The sequence below is a fragment of the Pseudoalteromonas sp. BSi20311 genome (genome assembly GCF_000239875.1).
Classification (GTDB): Bacteria; Pseudomonadota; Gammaproteobacteria; order Enterobacterales; family Alteromonadaceae; genus Pseudoalteromonas.
This window is the reverse complement of sequence record NZ_BADU01000078.1, coordinates 26,537-49,780: the sequence shown is the minus strand read 5'-3', so window position 1 is coordinate 49,780 and position 23,244 is coordinate 26,537. Positions and strand designations below refer to the sequence as shown.

21 protein-coding genes and 1 pseudogene are annotated in these 23,244 nt (G+C 41.6%); 7 read left to right on the top strand and 15 right to left on the bottom strand.

The genetic code is table 11. The annotated features are described in order from the left end of the window. Positions 1–70 precede the first annotated feature (70 nt). Both P20311_RS08980 and P20311_RS08975 read left to right on the top strand, forming a co-directional pair. Positions 71–1,588, top strand: a complete 1,518-nt coding sequence (locus P20311_RS08980) for a DUF3360 family protein (protein WP_008111944.1) — start codon at positions 71–73, stop codon at positions 1,586–1,588. Between the two features lie 322 nt (positions 1,589–1,910). After that, positions 1,911–2,108: a CsbD family protein gene (locus P20311_RS08975; protein WP_008111942.1), complete on the top strand. Its 198-nt coding sequence runs from the start codon at positions 1,911–1,913 to the stop codon at positions 2,106–2,108. A 75-nt stretch (positions 2,109–2,183) separates the two neighbouring features. On the opposite strand, the gene P20311_RS08970 is transcribed toward P20311_RS08975, so the two are convergent. Both P20311_RS08970 and P20311_RS08965 read right to left on the bottom strand, forming a co-directional pair. Next, on the bottom strand, positions 2,184–2,879 hold the full coding sequence (locus P20311_RS08970) for an aspartate/glutamate racemase family protein (RefSeq protein WP_008111940.1): 696 nt from the start codon (positions 2,877–2,879) through the stop codon (positions 2,184–2,186). Between the two features lie 71 nt (positions 2,880–2,950). Beyond that, positions 2,951–3,718, bottom strand: coding sequence for a hypothetical protein (locus P20311_RS08965; protein WP_008111938.1), 768 nt, complete (start codon positions 3,716–3,718; stop codon positions 2,951–2,953). Between the two features lie 525 nt (positions 3,719–4,243). Here P20311_RS08965 and P20311_RS08960 point away from each other — a divergent pair. Continuing rightward, positions 4,244–5,103 (top strand): annotated as a pseudogene (locus P20311_RS08960) (IS982 family transposase). 124 nt (positions 5,104–5,227) lie between these two features. Here P20311_RS08960 and metH read toward each other — a convergent pair. From metH to metA, 3 genes are read right to left on the bottom strand one after another with little or no spacing between them, the layout of a single operon-like run. Then, the gene (gene metH / locus P20311_RS08955; protein ID WP_008111934.1) at positions 5,228–7,858 is read right to left on the bottom strand and encodes a methionine synthase; all 2,631 of its coding nucleotides are present in this window, start codon (positions 7,856–7,858) and stop codon (positions 5,228–5,230) included. A 10-nt stretch (positions 7,859–7,868) separates the two neighbouring features. Then, entirely contained in the window at positions 7,869–8,939 is a 1,071-nt protein-coding gene (locus P20311_RS08950) for a homocysteine S-methyltransferase family protein (protein ID WP_008111932.1), read from the bottom strand. Next, a complete protein-coding gene (gene metA / locus P20311_RS08945; RefSeq protein WP_008111930.1) occupies positions 8,929–9,876 on the bottom strand; it encodes a homoserine O-succinyltransferase in 948 nt (315 codons plus the stop codon). The genes P20311_RS08950 and metA overlap by 11 nt, the downstream gene beginning before the upstream one ends. A 225-nt stretch (positions 9,877–10,101) precedes the next feature. Between metA and ettA the strand changes: the two genes are divergently transcribed. The 4 genes from ettA (at position 10,102) to P20311_RS08925 (ending at position 13,970) form a co-directional block, all read left to right on the top strand. Further along, complete coding sequence (ettA, locus tag P20311_RS08940) at positions 10,102–11,775, top strand: energy-dependent translational throttle protein EttA (RefSeq protein WP_008111928.1); 1,674 nt, start codon at positions 10,102–10,104, stop codon at positions 11,773–11,775. A gap of 137 nt (positions 11,776–11,912) precedes the next feature. Beyond that, on the top strand, positions 11,913–12,275 hold the full coding sequence (locus P20311_RS08935; protein ID WP_008111924.1) for a PilZ domain-containing protein: 363 nt from the start codon (positions 11,913–11,915) through the stop codon (positions 12,273–12,275). A 57-nt stretch (positions 12,276–12,332) separates the two neighbouring features. Beyond that, on the top strand, positions 12,333–13,241 hold the full coding sequence (locus P20311_RS08930) for a histone deacetylase (protein WP_008111922.1): 909 nt from the start codon (positions 12,333–12,335) through the stop codon (positions 13,239–13,241). A gap of 60 nt (positions 13,242–13,301) precedes the next feature. Then, positions 13,302–13,970, top strand: a complete 669-nt coding sequence (locus tag P20311_RS08925; RefSeq protein ID WP_008111921.1) for a hypothetical protein — start codon at positions 13,302–13,304, stop codon at positions 13,968–13,970. A gap of 78 nt (positions 13,971–14,048) precedes the next feature. Here the strand turns inward: P20311_RS08925 and cyoE are convergent, their stop codons facing one another. The 10 genes from cyoE to nqrE form a co-directional block, all read right to left on the bottom strand. Next, positions 14,049–14,933: a heme o synthase gene (gene cyoE, locus P20311_RS08920; protein ID WP_008111919.1), complete on the bottom strand. Its 885-nt coding sequence runs from the start codon at positions 14,931–14,933 to the stop codon at positions 14,049–14,051. Between the two features lie 9 nt (positions 14,934–14,942). Next, positions 14,943–15,299: a cytochrome o ubiquinol oxidase subunit IV gene (cyoD, locus tag P20311_RS08915; RefSeq protein ID WP_008111918.1), complete on the bottom strand. Its 357-nt coding sequence runs from the start codon at positions 15,297–15,299 to the stop codon at positions 14,943–14,945. Beyond that, positions 15,299–15,931, bottom strand: a complete 633-nt coding sequence (gene cyoC / locus P20311_RS08910) for a cytochrome o ubiquinol oxidase subunit III (protein WP_008111916.1) — start codon at positions 15,929–15,931, stop codon at positions 15,299–15,301. Before cyoC ends, cyoD begins: the two co-directional genes overlap by 1 nt. Continuing rightward, entirely contained in the window at positions 15,928–17,916 is a 1,989-nt protein-coding gene (gene cyoB, locus P20311_RS08905) for a cytochrome o ubiquinol oxidase subunit I (protein ID WP_008111914.1), read from the bottom strand. The genes cyoC and cyoB overlap by 4 nt, the downstream gene beginning before the upstream one ends. A 2-nt stretch (positions 17,917–17,918) precedes the next feature. Further along, positions 17,919–18,872: a ubiquinol oxidase subunit II gene (gene cyoA, locus P20311_RS08900; protein ID WP_008111912.1), complete on the bottom strand. Its 954-nt coding sequence runs from the start codon at positions 18,870–18,872 to the stop codon at positions 17,919–17,921. A 328-nt stretch (positions 18,873–19,200) separates the two neighbouring features. Then, entirely contained in the window at positions 19,201–19,629 is a 429-nt protein-coding gene (locus tag P20311_RS08895) for a hypothetical protein (protein WP_008111904.1), read from the bottom strand. Positions 19,630–19,955: 326 nt separating this feature from the next. After that, a complete protein-coding gene (gene nqrM, locus P20311_RS08890) occupies positions 19,956–20,168 on the bottom strand; it encodes a (Na+)-NQR maturation NqrM (RefSeq protein ID WP_010391098.1) in 213 nt (70 codons plus the stop codon). 97 nt (positions 20,169–20,265) lie between these two features. After that, positions 20,266–21,288, bottom strand: coding sequence for an FAD:protein FMN transferase (locus P20311_RS08885; protein WP_024601890.1), 1,023 nt, complete (start codon positions 21,286–21,288; stop codon positions 20,266–20,268). A 99-nt stretch (positions 21,289–21,387) separates the two neighbouring features. Further along, positions 21,388–22,611: an NADH:ubiquinone reductase (Na(+)-transporting) subunit F gene (nqrF, locus tag P20311_RS08880; protein ID WP_008111899.1), complete on the bottom strand. Its 1,224-nt coding sequence runs from the start codon at positions 22,609–22,611 to the stop codon at positions 21,388–21,390. 17 nt (positions 22,612–22,628) lie between these two features. Continuing rightward, on the bottom strand, positions 22,629–23,237 hold the full coding sequence (gene nqrE, locus P20311_RS08875; protein ID WP_006791490.1) for an NADH:ubiquinone reductase (Na(+)-transporting) subunit E: 609 nt from the start codon (positions 23,235–23,237) through the stop codon (positions 22,629–22,631). Positions 23,238–23,244 lie beyond the last annotated feature (7 nt).

Sequence of the window (23,244 nt, the reverse complement as noted above, 5' to 3'; positions counted from 1 at the left end):
CTCAACGTTCATTTGCTTTGTAAAAGCTGTATTTTTATTTTGAGTTAGCAACTAAGTTGCAGGAGAAGTCATGACCACCAAGCCGCTAGATGATAATTCATCTGATGCTATATCAGGAGCGGATACTCAAACCGTGTCCGATAGCTATGAAAATCTTCATAAGCCAAGCTCTGAGTTTGAAAGCCGCGACGCTTACCTAGAGCACGAGCTGCAAATTATGCAGCCAAAACGCTGGCGTCCAAATTTACCGTTTAGAGATTATCGCTTTGAATTTGAAGACACCATTCCAGCGATGGCCGCAACTATAGGTAAAGTTGTGATGGTTGCAGCCATTGCTGCCACGTTTGCAGGCCCTTTGGGGTTGAGTGATGGCTTTGTACTTGAAAACGTACGCTACGAACTTTTAATTGTTTCGTTATTTATTTTACTATTTTCTGGCTTTATTTTACCGACCGCTAACTTAGCGGGTACTCATGGCCCACTTATTCCATTAATTCCTATTGTGGTTGCCGCAGGCGGACACCCTATGGCCTTTGGTTTACTCATAGGTGCCTTTGGATTGATATTAGCATTTAGTAAAGGCGGCAGTCTCATGGCCAAGCTCACCAGTAAAGGAGTATGTGGTGGCCTACTTCTTTATTTGGGTTTTGTGGGTACCATTTCACAAGTTAAAAAGCTGTTTGCATGGGCTGAAGAAATTCAAATGACCCATATTGCCTTTATCGTAATCTTAGCCACAATTTTACTTTATGCTTTATTGGAGCATTACAAAAAACGCTGGTTAGCCGTGCCACTGAGCTGTTTAATTGGTGGTTTTACTGCTTTTGCATTGGGCGCACCGTTTGAGTTTAATACGGCACCGGGCTTACCAAACATGAACCCTATGTACTGGTGGGGGGAAAACACCGGTTGGATGCTTGGTCTACCAACAGCAGAAAGCTTTGTAGTTGTACTTCCTTTTGCAGTTTTAGCAGTTGCTATGTGGTCGCCTGACTTTTTAGGCCATCAAGTATTTCAAAAAATAAGCTACCCAGAGCGTACTGAAAAAGTACAAATGAATATTGACGATACCATGCTTAGCGCATCAACAAGACAAACCTTTGGCTCGCTATTAGGCGGTGCTAACTTTGCATCATCTTGGGGCACTTACATTGTTCCTGCAGCTATTGCAAAACGCCCTATTCCTGCAGGCGCAATTTTAACTGCGTTATTTTGTATTATCGCGGGTGTTTGGGGCTATCCAATGGACTTAGCTATTTGGCAGCCAGTATTGTGTGTTGCATTAATTGTAGGGGTGTTTATTCCACTACTTGAAGCGGGTATGGAAATGACCCGTGAAGGTAAAACCACCCAATCAGCCGCCATTGTGGTGTTTGCATCAAGCCTAGTAAACCCTGCATTTGGTTGGTCACTAACTATGCTACTTGATAACTTGGGCCTTATTGGCTGTAAAGAAAGAAGTGCTGATTTATCGCGAATGAGTCGCTGGGTCATCCCACTTATAATGTTTGTATTATTAACCGGTGTAATGGCACTGGTAGGTATGCTGCCAGGCATTCCTGCGCTAATGCCAAGCTTTAGACATTAATTCCTTTATTAAACAGCAAAGCGAGCTTTAATAGCTCGCTTTTTTTGTTCTTATAAAATCCAGCACAGTGTGCTCTGCAATAATAATCCCTGAAGTGACAGTCCCTGAAATAATTACAAGCCACCCTGCAGAATTTTTATAAAGCTCGCCACCAGCAAAAAGAACTTACACATCAAAAAACCATAACCAATTGATATATATTAAAAACTTAACATTTCACTTTCTGGTATAGGCTTTGCAACTTTATAAGTGAACGTTAAATATCATTTTATTAGTAACGCTTTTAAAATGAAAAATCATCACTCTTAATAAGGAGCTAATTATGAATAGCGATCGTATTGAAGGAAACTGGAAAGAACTTAAAGGTAAAGCGCAACAAAAATGGGGCGATCTTACCAACGATGATTTAGATAAAATTGAAGGTAGCCGTACCGAGCTTGTTGGTAAAATTCAGCAAAAATACGGTAAATCCAAAGATGAGGCCGAGCGCGAAGTAAATGACTTTGAGAAAGGTCATTAATATAAAGCGCGTTAACAGCTTTACTTGCTAATAAAAAACCGCCAATTGGCGGTTTTTTTGTTATCTCAAGCTTAACTATTTTGCCAGCGCTAACTTCACTGCTGCTTCGGCATGTATTTTGGTGGTATCGTAAAGTGGAACCTGCGTATGTTGTGGCTTTACCAACAAGGCGATTTCAGTACAGCCTAAAATGATGGCCTGCGCGCCTTGCTCAAATAATCGCTCTATAATACGCACATAATCAGTTCGCGAATCGTCATCAATAATCCCTTGGCATAACTGTGAATAAATAACCTCGTGCACTCGCTTTCGCTCATTAGGCTCAGGTATTAATACCTCAATGTTATGCTTATTGGTTAAACGCTCTTTGTAAAAGTTTTGCTCCATTGTAAATTGCGTGCCCAACAACCCTACTCGCGAAATATTATCGAGTTTTAGTTGCTCTGCGGTGGCATCGGCAATATGCAAAATAGGAATGGTAATATTACTGGCAATCTCATCGGCCACTTTATGCATAGTGTTGGTACAAATAAGTAAAAAGTCGGCACCACCAGCCTCTACAGATTTAGCCGCATCGGTGAGTATAGTGGCTGTTTGTTGCCAATCGCCCTGATGCTGCAGCGTTTCAATTTCCGCAAAATCGACGCTCACCATACAAATTTTAGCACTATGCAACCCACCTAACGCATTTTTAACACCGTGGTTTAACGCTTTGTAATAGCTGGCTGTTGACTCCCAACTCATACCACCCAACATACCGATTGTTTTCATAGCTAGTTCCCACTCTCGATTACAGTTTACGTTTCACAATAAGTTAAAAATAGCCGCTCTTCACTAGAAACTTAATTAGCCTTATTAACTGCACTGATCACAGCGTCAGACAATAACAACTTATCGTCTTTATATACTTCAAGCCAACCAAGTGAAGATGTATCGCAACCAATAATAGTGACATGTAACACGTAACTGTAACGCCCGTTTTTAAACGTATAGTGATGATTGCCGCCACTACCCTCAAAGGTAATATTACCATTAATTAAAACGATATCAGGCTTGTCGCTTGGGCTTTTATCAATACTCCACGATACATAGCGGAAGTTTCCATCGCCTAAATTATCAATGCGAACACGATAGTTAGCTGTTTTCCAATCGAGTATTGGTTTTTGAAAAGTTTTAATACTTGAATGGAGTGATTGTTTATCTTGAGCGATTAACTTTTCTGCATGTGCTTGCTCAGTAGTATTTTGTGTATTCACGGCAATAACTTTGCCGTCTGTGTCTACCCACATTACGCCGTTATTTAGCATAATGCCGCGCCAACCTACGTTATCCCAGTCGGTATTGATATTAGAGCTGCCAATAACGGCAACAAGTTCCTCATCAAACACTTCATCAAAGCGGTTAATAAACTCAGCTTCATTTTTAATATCAGGAAGTGGATACTGCCTTTTTAGAGGGTAGCGAATATGCGCAGCAATCGCAGTTTTATCCTCCGCTTTAAAAGCAGCAATAACAGGTAAAACACTCCCGTGATACTTTTGCTCAAGCGCAAATGTGTTCGATGTGAAAAGTAGGGATAGGCAAAGCAATATGTAATTTAGATGCTTCATTGTAGTCCTTAAGTTTAAAGTACCTGTACAACTTTATGAGAGTTAATATTAGTGAAAAGCCGCTTTAAATCATTCTAAAAATAACTACTCAAGCAAAAAACAATTTAAAAGTAGTTTATTTCAGTTTTTTTAAAAAAATAATCTTTTCCTCCAGTAATTCCCAGCATAATACCCAAAGAACCCAGTATAATAAAATGCCTACCAGATGAAAAATTAAATACAATAAAAACAATAACTTATAAAATTTGACCAATTGAATTTCTGAACATACTATTAACTCAACAATAACTGAGGAGAAGTATTATGCGTGAGCTTACAGAATTATTTTTACTACTTACTATCACTCTTGAAAGGGTAATTAGAGTTATCAAACTATTAAAAAGCAATGGTAAATAACTGACATTAATCGAACCTTACAATTTCATACTATTAATTAACCTGAGCTGCACATAAGAAATGGAACTAAATGCCCTTGCGGTGATCAGATCTTTCGACCAAGAAACATAAGATTACCGAGGCAAGGGCATGAATAACTTAGATGCAATTTACGTAGATGTCGATGATTTTTGTTTATTGTTTGAACCTCAGTGGCTTAAACACCTAATAGAATCAGGTGAGAAGCAACGCATTAAGCCGTCTCGACTATCCTCTAGCGAAGTGATGACTATATTAATTGCCTTTCATCAATCAGGTTATCGCGACTTTAAAACTTACTACACCAAATTTGTTTGTCAGTATTGGCGACATTATTTTCCTGATTTAGTCAGTTATACACGTATGTTGAAGTTACTTCAGGCCACGTTACCTGCTCTGTGTAGCTATCTGAAGCAGCGCTTTGATAAACCAACAGGCATTGCATTTATCGATTCTACTCTCTCAAGGTGTGTCACAACATGCGTATTCCTCGCCACCAAGTTTTCGCGGGAAAAGCCAAGCGGGGTAAAGGAACAATGGGCTGGTTTTATGGGTTTAAACTTCACCTCATCATGAATGATGAAGGTGGTTTATTAGCAGTAAAAGTGACAGCTGGGAATGTTGATGATAGACAGCCGGTGTTAGATATGGTCGATAATGTTACAGGTAGTTTATACGCTGATAAAGGTTATGTATCTGCAAACCTAAAAGCGGAACTTGCTGAGCAAGGCATTGATTTTATTACAGGTCAACGAAGTAATATGAAACGTCAGCCAATATCATCTTGGGATAGAGCGATGTTATCAAAGCGTTTTATCATTGAAACAGTTTTCGACCAACTGAAAAATATGGCTCAAATAGACCATACAAGGCACCGCAGCTGCATCTCATTTATGGTTAATTTAATGGCTGGATTAATTGCCTATACCTTTCAGACTAAAAAGCCGAGTATTAAAGTGACTCGGCTTTAATTCTTATGCAGATCTGAGGTTAATTAATAAGCTAATAAAAAACGAGCCTAATTTGGCTCGTTTTTTGTTTTACTGATAGCTGACAGCTAAAAACTGACCGCTTCAACTTTTGACCGCTGCTCTTTTACTCCGGCTCATATCCCAAGTTAGGCGATAACCACCTTTCAGCCTCTGCGAGCGTCATATTGGTTCGCTTAGCGTAGTCTTCTACTTGGTCGCGTTGTACTGCCGCTACCGCGTAGTATTTCGCTTGTGGGTGTGAAAAGTACCAACCCGAAACCGCAGCACCTGGCCACATGGCGTAAGAGCTGGTGAGCTGCATACCAATGCGTTTTTCAGTATCGAGTAACTGCCAAATTTTCTTTTTCTCGGTATGCTCTGGGCACGCTGGGTAACCGGGTGCTGGGCGAATACCTTGGTAGTTTTCGCGTATTAGTTCATCGTTTTCGAGGTTTTCATCGGGTGCATAACCCCAATACTCTTTACGCACTTGTTCGTGCAAGTATTCGGCAAAGGCTTCGGCGAGCCTATCAGCAACCGCTTTAACCATTATTTTATTGTAGTCGTCTTGCTGTGCGTCGAACGCATTGGCGAGGTCGTCTTCTTCTAAGCCACCTGTTACCGCAAACGCACCAAAGTAATCTGGCGTGCCTTTTGGCGCAATGTAATCGGCTAGGCAGTAGTTAGCAAAGTCGGTTTTTTCGGTTTGCTGGCGTAAATGACATGAGGTAGTTAATAGCTCTTTGCGGGTTTCGTCGGTGTAAATTTCTATATCATCGCCCACACGGTTTGCTGGGAATAAACCAATAACACCTAATGGTTGCAAAGTGCCTGACTTTTCAAGCTCATCGAGCATATCGTTGGCGTCTTTAAACAAGCTTTGTGCTTGTTCGCCCACTACTTCGTCGGTCATTATGCGCGGATATTTACCGGCGATTGACCAGGTCATAAAGTAAGGCGTCCAGTCTATGTATTTGCGTAAAGTCGCGATTGATACATTTTTAAACTCAGTCACGCCCAGCTTTTTAGGCACGGGTGGGGTGTAGTTATCCCAATCGAGCTTTGCAGCATTATCGCGGGCGCGCTGTATGGTAACAGGCTTAGAACGTGGTTTTTTGCGTGCTTGTTGTTCGCGTACTTTGTCGTATTCGGCGGTGGTTTTAGCTAAAAACTCTGCTTTATGCTCTTTTGATAATAAATTAGACACCACACCCACGGCGCGGCTGGCGTTATTTACATACACCACGCCTTTGTCGTACTGCGGCTCTATTTTAACTGCGGTATGCGCTTTTGAGGTGGTTGCCCCGCCAATCATTAGCGGCAGCTCAAAGCCACGACGCTTCATTTCTTTGGCAACATGTACCATTTCATCAAGCGATGGGGTAATTAAGCCCGAAAGGCCTATAATATCGGCTTTTTCGTCAATCGCGGTTTGCAGTATTTTATCTGCTGGCACCATTACCCCAAGGTCGATTACTTCGTAGTTATTACATTGTAGTACTACGCCTACAATGTTTTTACCTATGTCGTGCACGTCGCCTTTTACGGTGGCCATAACAATTTTACCGTTGGTCGCGCCCTCTTCTTTTTCGGCTTCAATGAATGGGTCAAGGTAGGCGACCGCGCGTTTCATTACACGGGCCGACTTAACCACTTGGGGTAAAAACATTTTACCCGCGCCAAATAAATCCCCAACCACGTTCATGCCGTCCATGAGTGGCCCTTCAATGACGTGAATAGGTTTATCTGCGCCAGCACGGCACTCTTCTGTGTCTTCATCTATAAAGGTGGTTATGCCTTTTACTAGGGCATGCTCTAGGCGTTTTTCAACCGACCAAGTGCGCCATTCTAAATCTTCTACGCGCTCAGCTTGCGCCATGCCTGAATATTTAGGTGCAAGTTCAACAAGGCGCTCGCCAGCACCGGGGTCGGTATTAAGAATTACATCTTCTACGGCTTTGCGAAGTTCCTCGGGGATGTCGTCGTAAACCGCAAGTTGCCCTGCGTTTACTATCCCCATATCCATACCCGCTTTTATAGCATGGTATAAAAACACCGAGTGAATCGCTTCACGTACTGGGTTATTACCTCTAAACGAAAACGATACGTTTGACACCCCACCCGACACTTTACAATGGGGTAAATTTTGCTTAATACGGCGGGTGCCTTCAATAAATTCTACGGCGTAGTTGTCGTGCTCTTCTATGCCGGTGGCAACGGCAAATATGTTGGGGTCGAATATAATGTCTTCTGGCGGAAAGCCAATTTCGTCGACCAAAATACGGTAGCTGCGCTCACAAATTTCAAACTTACGATCGGCAGTATCGGCTTGACCTTCGGTATCAAACGCCATTACAACAGCGGCGGCGCCAAAGCGTTTTATAATTTTAGCTTGGCGAATAAACGGCTCTTCACCCTCTTTAAGTGAAATGGAGTTAACAATGGCCTTGCCTTGAATACACTTTAAGCCTGCTTCTATAACTTCCCACTTTGAGGAGTCGACCATTATAGGTACTTTAGAAATATCAGGCTCTGAGGCAATTAAGTTTAAAAACTTAACCATGGCGGCTTTTGAGTCCAGCATGGCTTCGTCCATGTTTATATCAATAACTTGGGCGCCATTTTCTACTTGTTCGCGGGCCACATTAAGAGCGGTCTCGTAGTCTTCTTCCATGATCAAACGTTTAAACATGGCCGAGCCAGTTACGTTAGTACGCTCGCCGACATTGGTAAATACTGCAATTTGTTGGGTCATTGGCGGCTCCTTAATTTAAGTTACAGGCTTCTAGGCCTGACAGACGCATGCGCACTTCAAGCTCTGGTAATTTTCGTGGTGCTGCGCCTTCAAGCCCTTTGGCAAAGGCACGAATGTGCGCAGGCGTAGTGCCGCAGCAACCGCCAACAATATTAATAAAGCCCGATTTACCCCAATCTATGATCTCTTTTGCCATGTCGTCTGCTTCTAAATCGTATTCTCCAAACTCATTGGGTAAGCCCGCGTTAGGGTGAACAGAGACAAAGGTTTCGCATACGCGTGATAGCTCTTCAACGTATTGGCGTAGTAAATCTGGCCCTAGCGCGCAATTTAAGCCAATTGAAAGCGGCTTAATATGGCGAATAGAGTTATAAAATGCTTCGGTGGTTTGCCCTGAAAGCGTGCGGCCTGAGGCGTCGGTGATAGTGCCTGATATCATCACTGGTAATGTACGCCCTGCTTGTTCAAACGCTTCTTCTACCGCGAATGAGGCGGCTTTTGCATTAAGCGTGTCGAATATTGTTTCGATTAAAATAATATCTACACCGCCTTCCATAAGTGCAAGGGTCGACTCCACATACGCAGTCACTAACTTATCAAAGGTGATATTACGATAGCCAGGGTCGTTTACATCCGGAGATAACGAACAGGTTTTAGATGTTGGCCCTAAAACACCCGCTACATAGCGCGGTTTTTCTGGGGTTTTAGCGCTAAATTCATCACATACAGCACGGGCTAACTTAGCTGACTCTAAATTAACTTCACGGCTTATACTCGCCATGTCGTAATCTTCCATCGAAATGGTTGTCGAGTTAAAGGTGTTGGTTTCGATAATATCGGCACCGGCGGCTAAAAAGCTGCGGTGTATATCAGTAATAATTTCAGGCTTGGTTAGGCTTAATAAATCGTTATTACCTTTAATAAGCACGTGCCAATCTTTAAAACGTTCACCACGGTAGTCTTGCTCTTCAAGCTTATGCGCTTGGATCATGGTTCCCATTGCACCATCTAAAATTAAAATGCGCTGTTTGAGCGCAGCGCTCAGCTCTTGATGCTTATTGTTTTGAGGATTATTCGGCATAGTTGTTAGTCCTTACGTCTTGGCTAACTAAGTTAATATCATAGGGTGTGGTTTGGTAAACGTAATAATTTAACCAGTTTGAAAACAGTAAAAACGCGTGGCTTTGCCATGTTTTAGACGGTTGTTTGCTGGCATCGTCATCAGGAAAATAGTTTTCGGGCTTTGGCGCATCGGGGCTTTTTTGTAAATCGCGCTCATATTCGGCTTTTAAACTGTCGGCATCGTATTCGGGGTGGCCGGTAATAAACACTTGGCTGCCGGATTTATTTTTAAGTAAATACGCCCCTACTCGTTCAGAGCCCGCTAATACCACCAGCTCTTCACAGGCGTTTATTTTATTAATATCTATGTGGCCATAACGTGAGTGCGGTACTAAAAAGGTATCGTCAAAGCCGCGAGTAAGTGCGCCATGAGCAAAATAGCATTGGTGGGTAAACACTCCGCAAAGTTTATTGTCTTTTAAATCGCGCTTTAAATTATAACGGTGGTATAAAGCCGCATGGGCAGCCCAACACGAAAACAAGGTAGAAGTTACATGCTGCTCGGCCCAATCAATAATCACTTTGAGCTCTTCCCAGTAAGCTACTTCTTCATACTCTAAATGCGCGAGCGGCGCACCGGTAATTAACAGCGCATCGTAGTTGTTGTTTTTTACTTCTGAAAAGTAACGATAAAAAGTATCTAAGTGTTGCTCTGAGTTGCTACTGCTGCGGTGCGTGTCTAGGCGCAATAGCTCAACATTTACTTGCAGCGGAGAATTAGCCAACAAGCGAATAAACTGTACTTCGGTTTCTACTTTATTAGGCATAAGATTAAGAATAGCCAAACGCATAGGGCGTATTTCTTGGGTTTTTGCACGCGTTTTTGGCATTACAAACACGTTTTCATGACGTAAACGTGCAATAGCTGGCAATTCGTCTTCTACTGTAATTGGCATTCTTAAAGCTCCTGCTCATAAAAACCGAGAGTTAATACGCTCTCATTATGAACAGAATGCCAAAAATATCAACCTCTAGATGTATAGATGTCTAAATGAAATTTATTCACGCGTTTTGTATAAATTGAATATGTACTTTAAAACAGTGCCATTCGTTGACTGTTTCACCTGTGAGCCACTACAATACAGCATTGAAATTTTTATTATTATTTGAAGGCTTCTTCCATGGTTTTACCTGATAAGTTTATATTCTCGATGAGTCGAGTATCTAAGGTTGTGCCACCAAAACGCACTATCTTAAAAGATATTTCGTTGCATTTTTTCCCAGGCGCAAAAATTGGTGTGCTAGGTTTAAATGGTTCTGGTAAATCATCACTACTTCGCATTATGGCGGGTGTTGATGAAGAGTTTGAAGGTGAAGCTCGCCCTCAACCAGGCACTAAAATTGGCTACTTACCGCAAGAGCCTGTTTTGGACGAAAGCAAAACAGTTCGTGAAATTGTTGAAGAAGCTGTAGGTGAAGTAAAACATGCCCTTAACCGCCTTGACGAAGTGTATAACGAATACGCAATGGAAGGCGCTGACTTTGACGCACTGGCTAAAGAGCAAGGTGAATTAGAAGCGGTTATTCAAGCGCACGATGGTCATAATATCGATAACGTATTAGAGCGTGCTGCCGATGCACTTCGTTTACCTGAGTGGGATGCTAAAATTGAGCACCTATCGGGTGGTGAGCGCCGTCGTGTTGCTATTTGTCGTTTGTTACTTGAAAAACCAGACATGCTGATTCTCGATGAACCAACTAACCACTTAGATGCTGAGTCGGTTGCCTGGTTAGAGCGCTTCTTACATGACTACGAAGGCACTGTTGTGGCAGTAACGCATGACCGTTACTTCCTTGATAATGTAGCAGGTTGGATTTTAGAGCTTGACCGTGGTGAAGGTATTCCGTGGGAAGGTAACTACTCGTCTTGGCTTGAGCAAAAAGATGCCCGCTTACAACAAGAGCAAAAATCTGAAAAAGCACGTCAAAAATCAATTGCACAAGAACTTGAGTGGGTGCGTTCAAACCCTAAAGGTCGTCAAGCTAAGTCAAAAGCACGTATGGCGCAGTTTAGCGAGCTACAACAGTCTGATTACCAAAAACGTAACGAAACCAACGAATTGTTTATTCCACCTGGCCCACGTTTAGGTGACCAAGTATTAGAAGTAAACAACTTACGTAAAAGCTTTGGCGACCGCGTTTTAATTGATGACTTAAGCTTTAGCATGCCTAAGGGCGCTATTGTGGGTATTATTGGTGCCAATGGTGCAGGTAAATCAACGCTATTCAAAATGTTAAGCGGTGAAGAGCAGCCAGATAGCGGTAATATCAGCATTGGTGAAACAGTAGAACTGGCAACTGTTGATCAGTTCCGTGGCAACATGGACGAAAGCAAAACGGTATTCCAAGAAATCTCTGACGGCCAAGATGTACTAAAAATTGGTAACTTTGAGTTCCCAAGCCGTGCTTACGTTAGCCGTTTTAACTTTAAAGGCAACGATCAGCAAAAGTTTGTTAAAGACTTATCTGGCGGTGAGCGCAACCGTTTACACCTAGCTAAACTGTTAAAAGCAGGCGGCAACGTGGTACTTCTAGATGAGCCAACTAATGACTTGGACGTTGAAACATTACGTGCTCTTGAGAATGCAATTTTAGAATTCCCAGGTTGTGTCATGTGTATCTCGCATGACCGTTGGTTCCTTGACCGTATTGCTACACACATTTTAGATTACCGCGACGAAGGCCAAATTAACTTCTTTGATGGTAACTACACTGAATACGAAGAGTGGCTTAAAAAGACTCTTGGCGCAGAAGCTGCACAGCCTAAGCGCATAAAGTATAAAAAAATTGGCTAACAGCCACAGTGAATAAGTTAAAAGCCCTGCATTTAATGCGGGGCTTTTTTATGCGAGCTATTTTTATCTTTAAGCAAATTGGCGTGTTGGGCATTACCAGCTATGCTTATTATAAATAACAGCTTTATAAGATTATTATGCAAAACCGTCGGCAATTTTCTCGTATTATGTTCTCTACTGCAGCGCAATTAGTTATGGCTAGCAGCCAGTATGAATGCACTCTATTAGATATCTCTTTACATGGTGCGCTTATTACTAAAAGCGATGCATTTACTGGGAACAAAAATGACGAAGCAGTACTACGTTTTACTTTGCCACAAAGCGATATTGAAATAAAAATGCCGGTGGTTATTCGTCACATAGAAGAAAATCATATTGGTCTTAAATGCCACAGTATTGATATAGACAGTATCACGCATTTAAAGCGTTTAGTTGAGCTAAACCTTGCCGATGAAACATTATTACACCGCGAGCTTGAAACGCTTATTCACCAAACATAAATAGACGCACTGCGTGAAGTTGATTACCATAACCAAAAATAATTAAACGACGCAGATATGAGTTTAAACCCCAATCTACCTTTAGTTTATCATCCTAACTACTCGTTTAGTTTTGATCCAAAACATCGCTTTGTAATGAGTAAATTTGCACAGCTACACCAACATGTTAAAACCCTAGGACTTGCTGGCAGTAATATCACAGAACCACCACATGGTAGTGTAGAAGAGTTAGAAATAGTACATTGTGAAAACTACATTCACGATTTATGGCATAACCGCCTAGATGAAAAAGCCATGCGCCGTATTGGCCTGCCTTGGTCACAAGCACTAATGAACCGCACATTTACCGCCCCGCTGGGAACACTGCAAACCGCGCGTTTAGCCCTTAAAAATGGGCTTGCGTGCCATTTAGCGGGCGGCACTCACCATGCCCACAGTGATTTTGGCTCGGGTTTTTGTATGGTGAACGATTTAGCTTTTACCGCACAAACGTTAATTCAAAACCGGGAAGTTACTAACGTACTGATTTTTGATTTAGATGTTCACCAAGGCGATGGCACCGCAGCTATGCTGGCTCATCAACCTTATGCGTTTACCTGTTCAATACACTGCGAGAAAAACTTCCCGTTTAGAAAGTCCCCTAGCGATTTAGATATTGGTTTAGCCAATAATATGCAAGACGCTGAATACTTAGGTATTGTTGACGATACCCTGCAATTTTTATTAAACGAGCTTAACCCAGATCTGGTTTTGTATGATGCTGGCGTTGATATTTGGCAAGAGGATGGCTTAGGTAAACTGGATATTAGTTGGCAAGGAATAGAAAAGCGCGATCACTTAGTGCTTAAGCGTTGCCTTGCAAATAATACCCCTGTAGCCACTGTGATTGGTGGAGGCTATGACAGAGATCATCAGCGCCTTGCAAAACGCCATGGCATTGTTATAGAACAAGCGGCCAGTTTTTAAATAAAAAATAAATATATAAACTAAGCTATACTTTAAGCTTATAAATTAATTGAGGTTATTATGCGGTTATTCACTTTTATAGTATTGTTTATCTGTTTAGTTTTACCTATAAGCGCTCTGGCTGAAGACCCACCTGAGCTTCCGCCATTAGATCCCAAATATGAAGCAGAGCATGCCATGGTACTGGTTAACCATGGTTCAAGTGTGTACGCCATTAATATTCCGAGCTATGAGCTTCCTTATAATATGCACGTTATGTACAAAGTGGATGTATCGGATATTCCGTTTTTAGATCTAGTACGTGATGCTGAGTTAATCACAGTAAAACCAAAGCCGTTTAATATTCAACGCTTAATGCGAGGCGAAGAAGTCGCGATTACCGCCGATGTATACCTTGGTGATTACAAGCAAGGGGGTAGCTTAGTTTATAGTGATAAACTGATAGAGCTCAGCGAGCAAATGTTTACGCGTGAGCTAACCGATTTAAATCCAGCCTCAAAATGGCAGCAGTACGATATGATTACGCTAAAAAACAATAACCGTATTTATATTCATCAAATAACCCAGCCGCCCAGCTTTAATCATATTATGTTTGTTGATTTAAATGGCGCCTGCTTACAAAAGTTCCGTACCTCAACCGAAGTGCCTTCTGCTGGTGAACTCAATTATAAGTTTATAAATTGTGGCACATTAAAACCCATGTATTACGATGCAGAAAAATTAAAATAAATCGAAAAAAGGCTCCTCGCAATGCTCAGAGCCTTTGGTTAACTTTGGGAATTAACTCGGTTCATTGATCAGATAAGATCAGTTTAGCGCCACTAACTGTGGCGCAATTGTTTGATAATCTACCGCCATGGCAATACTCAAAGCGGTAATATTAATAATTGAAAACGCAAACACTTGGCGTGCCCAACGGGTGGTGTCTATGTTGTATCGATACCCTCTAAGTGCCATGAGTAACCACCAAAAACTGGTGATACAGGCAACGGCCATAAAGGCAGCACCGGTATAACCACTAATTGGCAATAGCATCACCACTAAAGCATATACTGCAATATAAAGCACAATATGGCGCTTAGCTTTATTAACACCTTGCGCCACGGGCAATACTGGAATATTAGCGGCTTGGTAATCCTTAAAGCGAAAAATAGCAATTGCATATGAGTGCGGCATTTGCCACAAACTAAACATCACCAGCAGTATTAATGCGCCCATATCGAACACACCCGTAACGGCGCAATAGCCAACAACAGGTGGAACTGCGCCCGACAGACTACCAATAAAGGTACCGTAAACAGAGTTGCGTTTCATGTAGAGGCTGTAAACCCCTACATAGATGACATAGCCAAAGGCGGCAAAAAATACCGCCGCTTGAGTGGTAAAGGCAATTAATAAGCCAAAGCCAATTAGCCCTAATAACACGCCATGGCTTAAAGCGGCTTTTGCAGACATTTCGCCCGTTACAGTCACACGTGAGCGAGTACGCGCCATGGCAACATCAATGTCTCTATCAATAACATTGTTTATGGCACATCCCGATGCAACAACAAGCGATAAACCAACCAAGGTAACCAACATTAACCATGGGTCTATATCACCGCGGGCGGCGAGTAAAAAACCACCGGCAACGCTGATCAAATTCCCCATAATAATACCTGGCTTAGTAACAGCTAAATAACGACGAAACATCTGAAACCTCTAATACATCATCATTGCGTTTGATTCATAAATGATCCAAACAGACAGTCCAACCACCATGACGATGATCAACGCGCTAAACAAGAAGGTAAAGGTATTTGCTTTACCTTCATCAGTGGTGAAATTAAGGTGTAAAAAGTATTTTAAATGCACCCAAATTTGCACGATTGCTAAAGTAACGATACTCCAGAGTGTGGTGACCTTTGAAAAGTCGCCCTCCATCACCATCCAAAATGGAATGGCCGTTAAAATCACTGATAAGACAAAGCCAATCAGGTATGTTTTAACACTACCATGTGACTGATCATGATGTTGGCTTTGCATTTGCTCTAAAGCATGTGTTTCGCTATGGCTCATTACATTGCCCCCATTAAATAAACAACGGTAAATACACAAATCCACACAATATCTAAAAAGTGCCAAAATAAGCTTAAGCAACTTAAGCGCGTGACGGTTTGTTTACCTAAACCGCGCTTAATCACCTCAATCATCATTATGCTCATCCAGATAAGGCCTGCAGTTACATGTAAACCATGCAAGCCCACTAATGAGAAAAACGATGTTAAAAAAGCACTTTGCTGTGGGCCATTGCCATGAACAATTAAATGATGAAACTCATAAATTTCCATACCAATAAACACCGCGCCTAAACAAAAAGTGACCGCGAGCCAACCAAGCGTCAGCGCCTTTTTTTGCCCTTGAGCGGCAATCATGGCAAAACCAAAAGTAATACTACTTATAAGTAGCGCCGCAGTTTCAACGGCAACAAAATCAAGCTCAAAAATATCTTTGCCCGATACACCGCCTGCGGTGTTCATATAAAGCACTGCGTAGGTTGCAAAAAATGAGGCAAATAAAAGGCAATCGGTCATTAAATAAAGCCAAAAGCCAAAGATTGTATCGCCTGAAGTATCGTGATGTTCATGCGTATGACTTACGCTATGAGGCTCTAAATTTACATGGCCTTGAGTTGCAGATAACGTACTCATGCGCTTACCTCCTTCGTGTTACTGGCAATATGCGCGCCTTCAATTTGTAATATTTCATCGTTTTGCACGTAGTAATCTACATCACTGGTGTAAGCACGGTTAATAAACAGCGCAATCGCGCCAATAAAACCAAGCCCTGCTAGCCACCAAATATGCCAGATCATGGCAAAACAAAACGCCGTTAAACTCGCAGCAATAAGCACACCCGATGCGGTATTTTTTGGCATATGAATTGGGCTATAGCTAGATTTACCTTGATAAGCCAGGCCTTTTTCTTTCATGTCAGTCCATGTATCAATATCATCAACATGCGGGATTTCAGCAAAGTTATAATATTGCGGTGGTGATGACGTTGACCATTCAAGGGTGTGACCGTTCCAAGGATCGCCAGTGGTATCATCAAGCGCTTCGCGGTTTTTAAAGCTCACATAAAGCTGAATAACTTGGCAAATAATACCGAACATAATAATCACGGCACCCACTGCAGCAATATAAAGCCAGATATTCCAATCAGGATTATTAGAGTGGTTTAAGCGACGCGTCATGCCCAAAAAGCCGAGTACGTACAATGGCATAAAGGCTACGAAAAAACCGATTAACCAACACCAAAATGACGCTTTACCCCAACGCTCATCAAGCTTAAAGCCCATTGCTTTTGGAAACCAAAAAACAAAGCCGGCTAAGTAGCCAAATACTGCGCCACCAATGATGGTGTTATGGAAATGAGCGATTAAGAATAAGCTGTTATGCAATACATAATCGGCACCAGGGATTGCCAGTAATACCCCCGTCATACCACCAATACTGAAGGTAACCATAAAACCAAGCGTCCAAAGTACCGGTACAGTAATGCGCAAACGGCCACGGTAAATAGTAAACAACCAACTAAATAACTTAACCCCAGTAGGCACAGCTATGACCATGGTCATCACCCCAAAGAAGGCATTTACATTGGCGCTTGAGCCCATAGTAAAGAAGTGGTGTAACCATACAATAAAGCCAAGAATAGAAATGGCACCGCTGGCATATACCATCGATTTATAACCAAATAAACGTTTACCAGTGAAGGTCGACACTATTTCAGAAAAAATACCAAAAGCTGGTAATACTAAAATGTATACCTCTGGGTGACCCCATGCCCAAAACAGGTTGATATACATCATGGCGTTACCGCCGGCTTCATTAGTGAAGAAGTGGAAATCTAAATAACGGTCTAGCGTTAGCATGGCCAGCACTGCGGTTAAAATTGGAAATGATGCCGCAATTAAGATATTTGCCCAGGTACATGCCCATGTGAAAATTGGCATTTTCATCAGTGTCATACCAGGGGCACGCATTTTAAATACTGTCACTAGGAAGTTAACAGCGGTTAATAGCGTACCGAGCCCCGATATTTGCAAGGCCCAAATATAATAATCGACCCCCACCCCAGGGCTAAAGGTCAACTCCGACAACGGTGGGTAAGCAACCCAGCCTGTTTTAGCAAACTCACCAAATATCAGCGATAAATTTATTAAAATGGCGCCACTGGCAGTAAACCAAAAACTTAAATTATTTAAAAATGGAAAAGCCACATCGCGAGCACCAATTTGCAGTGGTACAACAATATTCATTAAACCAATCATAAATGGCATCGCCATAAAGATGATCATAATAACGCCATGGGCGGTGAATATTTGGTCGTAATGTTCTGGTGGCAGATAACCTGGCGCACCACTGGTAGCAAGCGCTAACTGCGCACGCATCATAATGGCATCAGAAAAACCACGAAACAGCATGATTAGCGCTAATAAAATGTACATGACGCCTAAGCGTTTATGATCAACCGAGGTGATCCAGTCGCGCCAAAGCACACCCCATTTTTTATATTTTGTTATTAGCCCAGCTATAATAAGCCCGACTATAGCAATCACCGCCATGGTAACCATGATAATAGGTTCATGAAACGGAATTGCATCTATAGATAATTTACCTAAAAACGACATGATTATTCCTCGCCCTGGCTGTGTGATGATGGCATTGTATGGTTACCCATTGCCTGATGCTCATTACTCATCTGCTGATGTTTACCCATCGAGTGGTGTTTTTTGTTCATATCGCCATGCGCCTGCATGTATTTCATCACTATGGTATGAAATAAACCTTCATCAACCTTGCCATAATAAGCGACGGGATTGTTTTCACTCGCTTTGGCAAGCTCAACATAATTGGCATGAGTAAGGCTATTAGCGTTGGTTTTAACCTGTTCAACCCACTGGTTAAAGTCAGCTTTTGTTGGTGTTGCGATGGCATTAAATTTCATACCAGTAAAACCCGCACCACTGTAATTAGCCGAAAAGCCTTTAAACGTGCCTGGCTCATTAGCAATTAAATGCAGCTTAGTTTCCATGCCCGCCATTGAGTAAATTTGACTACCTAACTGGGGAATGAAAAACGAGTTCATGGTACTTTCTGACGTGATTTTGTATTCAACCGGAACATTAGCAGGAAATACCAATTCGTTTACCGTAGCAATACCTTGTTCAGGGTAAATAAATAACCACTTCCAATTAAGTGACACCACTTCAACAGTTAAGTGTTCACCTTTACCCTCTATCGGTTTATAAGGGTCAAGCTCTTGAGTTGACTGCCAGGTGATCACACCTAAAATAACAACAATAACAATAGGAACCGCCCATACAACAGCCTCAATCTTATTAGAGTGAGCCCATTTTGGTGCGTAAATTTCATGGTTTTGTGTGTCTCTGTATTTCCAAGCAAAATATAAAGTCATCACAATAACGGGGATCACAACTAACAACATAAGCACAGTGGCGATGATGATCAGATTTTTCTCATCAATACCTATCTGCCCTTTTGGGTCGAGTACCCCGCCATTACAGCCTGATAAAATCAGCGCCATACTAGCTAAAGCAATATTAAAAAGGTTACGAATTAACAAGGGACTATCCTAAAACCTAAAGAGTTTTTATTAGCTGCCAAAAATATTTAGCAACGATATTTGATAAAAACCCAAGTTAATTAAAATTGAATTACAAATAATGCAGAGCGAATGCAAGCATGAAGTATTGACCACTGGCTTAATAAAAAACACCTAGCAGAACCAACCCAGCTTTTTTAAACACATTAATATAACGCAATAAAAATTAACTTGGGTGAGGTGTGGTTGGCTGAGAGTGTGTAAAAACACTAAGCTACAATGAAAGTAATCGTTATTTACAGCAAGAATAAATAATTAGATACCACAGGTGTAACCTATACTCATAAAATTAACGAGTAAACAGACAACCTGTAAAGCTAGGTGGAGCACGACAACCATGTGCAGCTTGCACGGGTTGCTGAACTTTAGCCTCGCTAAAAGCAAAGGCTGCTTTACGGAGGATTATTCCAGCACGACGCGCTGGAAACATGTGGAACAATAGCCAACAAAGGCCAATAAGTAACTGACACGATAAGATGGGATGAGCTAAAAATTCGGCAATCGTCAGTAATAATGGCTCTATAAAAAAGCCATCACTGATCAATGCTTCAAGCCTAAAGGCATCCTCAATAGCGCCACTAAGCAACATAACGGCATTAAAAACTAATAATGTTATAGCCACACTCACGCCTCTTTTCGCTTTATTAAAGCGCTCATGCAACACTGACTTACCTAAGGTAAGCAAAGCGCTGGTATGAAACAAAGAAAATGAGTTCAAAAACATTCACCTATTAAAATGACTAATAACAAAATTTGGCATACACCGTGGCAACAAAAACAGGTTGCAGCCGTAAAGCCTTATACAGTGACATGAAATACAGTCTCAACGCATTAGCACTATTTGGCTAAGCTAGTTTTGATCCGCATCAATAGAACTTTCAAAACTTACTGAAAGTTCGGGCATGAGTATAACAAAGAGAGTTTTCTGTTCAAGATAAAAACACGATTATTTTATCAGCTGATGATTTATTTATGGCGATATAAATAAAAAACCTCCCGTAGTGAGCTACGAGAGGTTTTTTGTTTAAACAGAAATAAATCTATTTAAAGAATTTGGTTTTCTTTCCATACTTGCTCTTTGGCTAGACGCTTTTTGCGTTTATCACATGGATCATCGCAATCACATGCTTTATCAATACCTACAGAGCCTAAGCCTCCGCAGCTACTCGCCATCGATTTTCTTTGAACTATCATGCCTATCGCCATCGCAGCGACAATTAAAATAAGTAAGCCAAAGGTTAGAAAAAAAAGTGACATTGCTTAGCCCCTATTGTTCAGCAATAAAATGAGCTCAAATAGCGTATTTGAGCTCCGTATATTATATACCCTCATGCTAAGGATATAAACCTAAAGACTATAAATAAGGCTTAAACGCAGGACTTGAATAAGTGACTAACCCCTGTGCCGATTTAGCAATTAAATACACTGGTAAATCATGCTGCTGCGCATAACGTTGTGCTTTTTCCATTCCCATAACCGTTAAAGCAGTCGCTAAACCGTCGGCCGTCATAGCGCTAGGGTGTAAAACTGTAACAGAAACTAAGTCATGCTTAATTGGCATCCCTGTCATAGGATCAATAAGGTGAGTATAGGTTTCGCCATCCATTGTATAAAAGATTCGATAATCACCTGAGGTGGCAATACCGTTATTGCCTGGTGCAAGTACACGGTGTACTTTTCGCTCACCTGGGTTTGCATCAGGTTGTTCAATTGCTATTCGCCATGCTTGATTGTCTGGTTTTGTACCAGCAATACGTAACTCCCCGCCAATCTCAACCATGTAATCTGTAATGCCTTTGCTTTGTAATAGCTCAGCCACTTTATCAATACCATATCCTTTTGCTGTAGCTGAAAACGACAACTCTAAATCAGCCATCGTTTTTGCTAAGCCTTGCTCGTTAAGGACCAGCTTATCTATACCAATGTTATTGATCATATTTGCCAGAGCTTCATTCGTTGGGCGCTTTGTTGGTTTTTTATCTGGGCCAAACCCCCATAAATCTATCAACGGCCCCATAGTCACATCTAGGGTCTTAGTTGAATTACCTATACGCATAGATTCACTAATAACTGCCCTGAAGTCATCACTGATTGGCATTACTTCGTTGGCATCTAAACGGTTAAAGGTGTTTATTTCTGAATCTTCGATATAGGTCGACATAGACTGGTTGATATCAACTAAAACCGCATCGATTTCTGCTTGTACTGCTTGAGGGTCAACTTGCTCAGCGTAAAACTTAATGTGGTAAGTTGTACCCATCGTTTTACCTTCTAAGTAGGTTTCCTCTGGGACTGATTTTCCACATCCAGATAATAGTAAAGTCAGCGTGATTATAAATAAGGCGATTATGCCCTGGGGAGTATTTACTTTGTTCATAACAACCCTACTTAATAGGTTAAAAATTAATATAAAAAAGCCTCGTCACATAAAATGCGACGAGGCTGGTATTTTAACTAAATTTAATCAGTTTGGGTATTAGCCACCGAAATCATCTAGTAAGATGTTTTCTTCTTCAACACCTAAGTCTTTAAGCATAGTGATAACAGCCGCATTCATCATTGGAGGACCACACATGTAGAACTCACAATCTTCAGGCGCTTCGTGATCTTTAAGATAGTTCTCAAATAACACGTTATGGATAAAGCCTGTGTAGCCTTCCCAGTTATCTTCTGGTTGCGGATCTGAAAGCGCTGTGTGCCAAACGAAGTTTTCGTTTTGCTCAGCTAGGCCGTCAAAATCTTCAACATAGAACATTTCACGTTTAGAACGCGCACCATACCAGAAACTAATTTTACGTTTAGAGTTTAAACGCTTAAGTTGGTCAAAGATATGTGAACGCATTGGTGCCATACCTGCACCACCACCTACGAATACCATTTCAGCGTCTGTGTCTTTAGCGAAGAACTCACCAAATGGACCAGAAATAGTTACTTTATCGCCTTCTTTAAGTGACCAAATGTACGAAGACATTTTACCACATGGTAGGCTTAGGTTTCTTGGCGGCGGCGTAGCGATACGCACGTTAAGCATGATGATGCCTTCTTCTTCTGGATAGTTAGCCATTGAGTAAGCACGAATTGTTTCTTCGTCTACTTTTGACTCCAGATCGAAGAAACCAAAATGGTTCCAATCGCCACGATACTCTTCAGGAATATCGAAATCTGCATATTTAACATGGTGAGCTGGCGCTTCGATCTGGATGTAACCACCCGCACGGAACGGCACTGACTCGCCATCAGGAATTTGTAGCTTAAGTTCTTTAATGAACGTCGCTTTGTTATCGTTAGAGATAACTTCACAATCCCATTTTTTAACACCGAAAATTGACTCTTCAAGTTCAATTTCCATGTCGTTTTTAACATTAACCTGACACGCTAGGCGACAACCTTCACGTGCTTCACCTTTAGAGATGTGGTCAAGTTCAGTTGGCAGAATATCACCGCCGCCTTCTTTAATGTGTACGCGACACTGGCCACAAGAGCCACCGCCACCACATGCAGAAGATACGAAAATACCTGACTCAGATAGTGCACCTAATAGCTTACTACCTGCTGATGTTTTAATGGCTTTGTCTGCATCGCCATTAATGCCGATGATGATATCACCGCTTGCAACTAGCTTAGATTTAGCACCAATGATGATTAAAACTAGTATTACAACGATAGCGATAAAAACACCAACGCCTAAGAAAATATCCATGATTGACCTCGCTATTATTACAGTGAAATACCAGAGAATGACATAAAGCCAAGACCCATCAAGCCAACAGTGATGAAGGTAATACCTAAACCACGTAAACCATCTGGTACGTCTGAATACTTCATTTTCTCACGGATACCTGCAAGTAATGTAATTGCAAGCGCCCAACCCACACCAGCGCCAATACCATAAACAACAGACTCGCCGAAGTTATAGTTACGCTCAACCATGAAGGCTACCGCACCAAAAATTGCACAGTTAACTGTGATTAGTGGTAGGAAAATACCTAATGCGTTGTAAAGCGGTGGGAAGAACTTATCTAATGCCATTTCAAGAATTTGCACTAGTGCTGCAATAACACCAATGAAAGTTAAGAAACGTAAAAAGCTAAGATCTGCTTCTGGGTAACCAAGCCACTCAAGTGAACCTGGTGCTAATACCGCATGGTAAACCAAGTTGTTAACCGGTACTGAAATACCTAATACAACAATAACCGCTACACCTAGGCCAATTGATGTAGTTACTTTTTTAGACACGGCTAAGAAAGTACACATACCTAGGAAGAATGCTAACGCTAAGTTTTCAATAAAAACGGCTTTTACAAATAAACTAATATAATGTTCCACTTATCGC

Coding starts and splice junctions, on each gene's coding strand:
- P20311_RS08980 (WP_008111944.1), top strand. CDS start 71: ATGACCACCAAGCCGCTAGATGATAATTCATCTGATGCTATATCAGGA.
- P20311_RS08975 (WP_008111942.1), top strand. CDS start 1,911: ATGAATAGCGATCGTATTGAAGGAAACTGGAAAGAACTTAAAGGTAAA.
- P20311_RS08970 (WP_008111940.1), bottom strand. CDS start 2,879: ATGAAAACAATCGGTATGTTGGGTGGTATGAGTTGGGAGTCAACAGCC.
- P20311_RS08965 (WP_008111938.1), bottom strand. CDS start 3,718: ATGAAGCATCTAAATTACATATTGCTTTGCCTATCCCTACTTTTCACA.
- metH (WP_008111934.1), bottom strand. CDS start 7,858: ATGACCCAACAAATTGCAGTATTTACCAATGTCGGCGAGCGTACTAAC.
- P20311_RS08950 (WP_008111932.1), bottom strand. CDS start 8,939: ATGCCGAATAATCCTCAAAACAATAAGCATCAAGAGCTGAGCGCTGCG.
- metA (WP_008111930.1), bottom strand. CDS start 9,876: ATGCCAATTACAGTAGAAGACGAATTGCCAGCTATTGCACGTTTACGT.
- ettA (WP_008111928.1), top strand. CDS start 10,102: ATGGTTTTACCTGATAAGTTTATATTCTCGATGAGTCGAGTATCTAAG.
- P20311_RS08935 (WP_008111924.1), top strand. CDS start 11,913: ATGCAAAACCGTCGGCAATTTTCTCGTATTATGTTCTCTACTGCAGCG.
- P20311_RS08930 (WP_008111922.1), top strand. CDS start 12,333: ATGAGTTTAAACCCCAATCTACCTTTAGTTTATCATCCTAACTACTCG.
- P20311_RS08925 (WP_008111921.1), top strand. CDS start 13,302: ATGCGGTTATTCACTTTTATAGTATTGTTTATCTGTTTAGTTTTACCT.
- cyoE (WP_008111919.1), bottom strand. CDS start 14,933: ATGTTTCGTCGTTATTTAGCTGTTACTAAGCCAGGTATTATTATGGGG.
- cyoD (WP_008111918.1), bottom strand. CDS start 15,299: ATGAGCCATAGCGAAACACATGCTTTAGAGCAAATGCAAAGCCAACAT.
- cyoC (WP_008111916.1), bottom strand. CDS start 15,931: ATGAGTACGTTATCTGCAACTCAAGGCCATGTAAATTTAGAGCCTCAT.
- cyoB (WP_008111914.1), bottom strand. CDS start 17,916: ATGTCGTTTTTAGGTAAATTATCTATAGATGCAATTCCGTTTCATGAA.
- nqrM (WP_010391098.1), bottom strand. CDS start 20,168: ATGTCACTTTTTTTTCTAACCTTTGGCTTACTTATTTTAATTGTCGCT.
- P20311_RS08885 (WP_024601890.1), bottom strand. CDS start 21,288: ATGAACAAAGTAAATACTCCCCAGGGCATAATCGCCTTATTTATAATC.
- nqrF (WP_008111899.1), bottom strand. CDS start 22,611: ATGGATATTTTCTTAGGCGTTGGTGTTTTTATCGCTATCGTTGTAATA.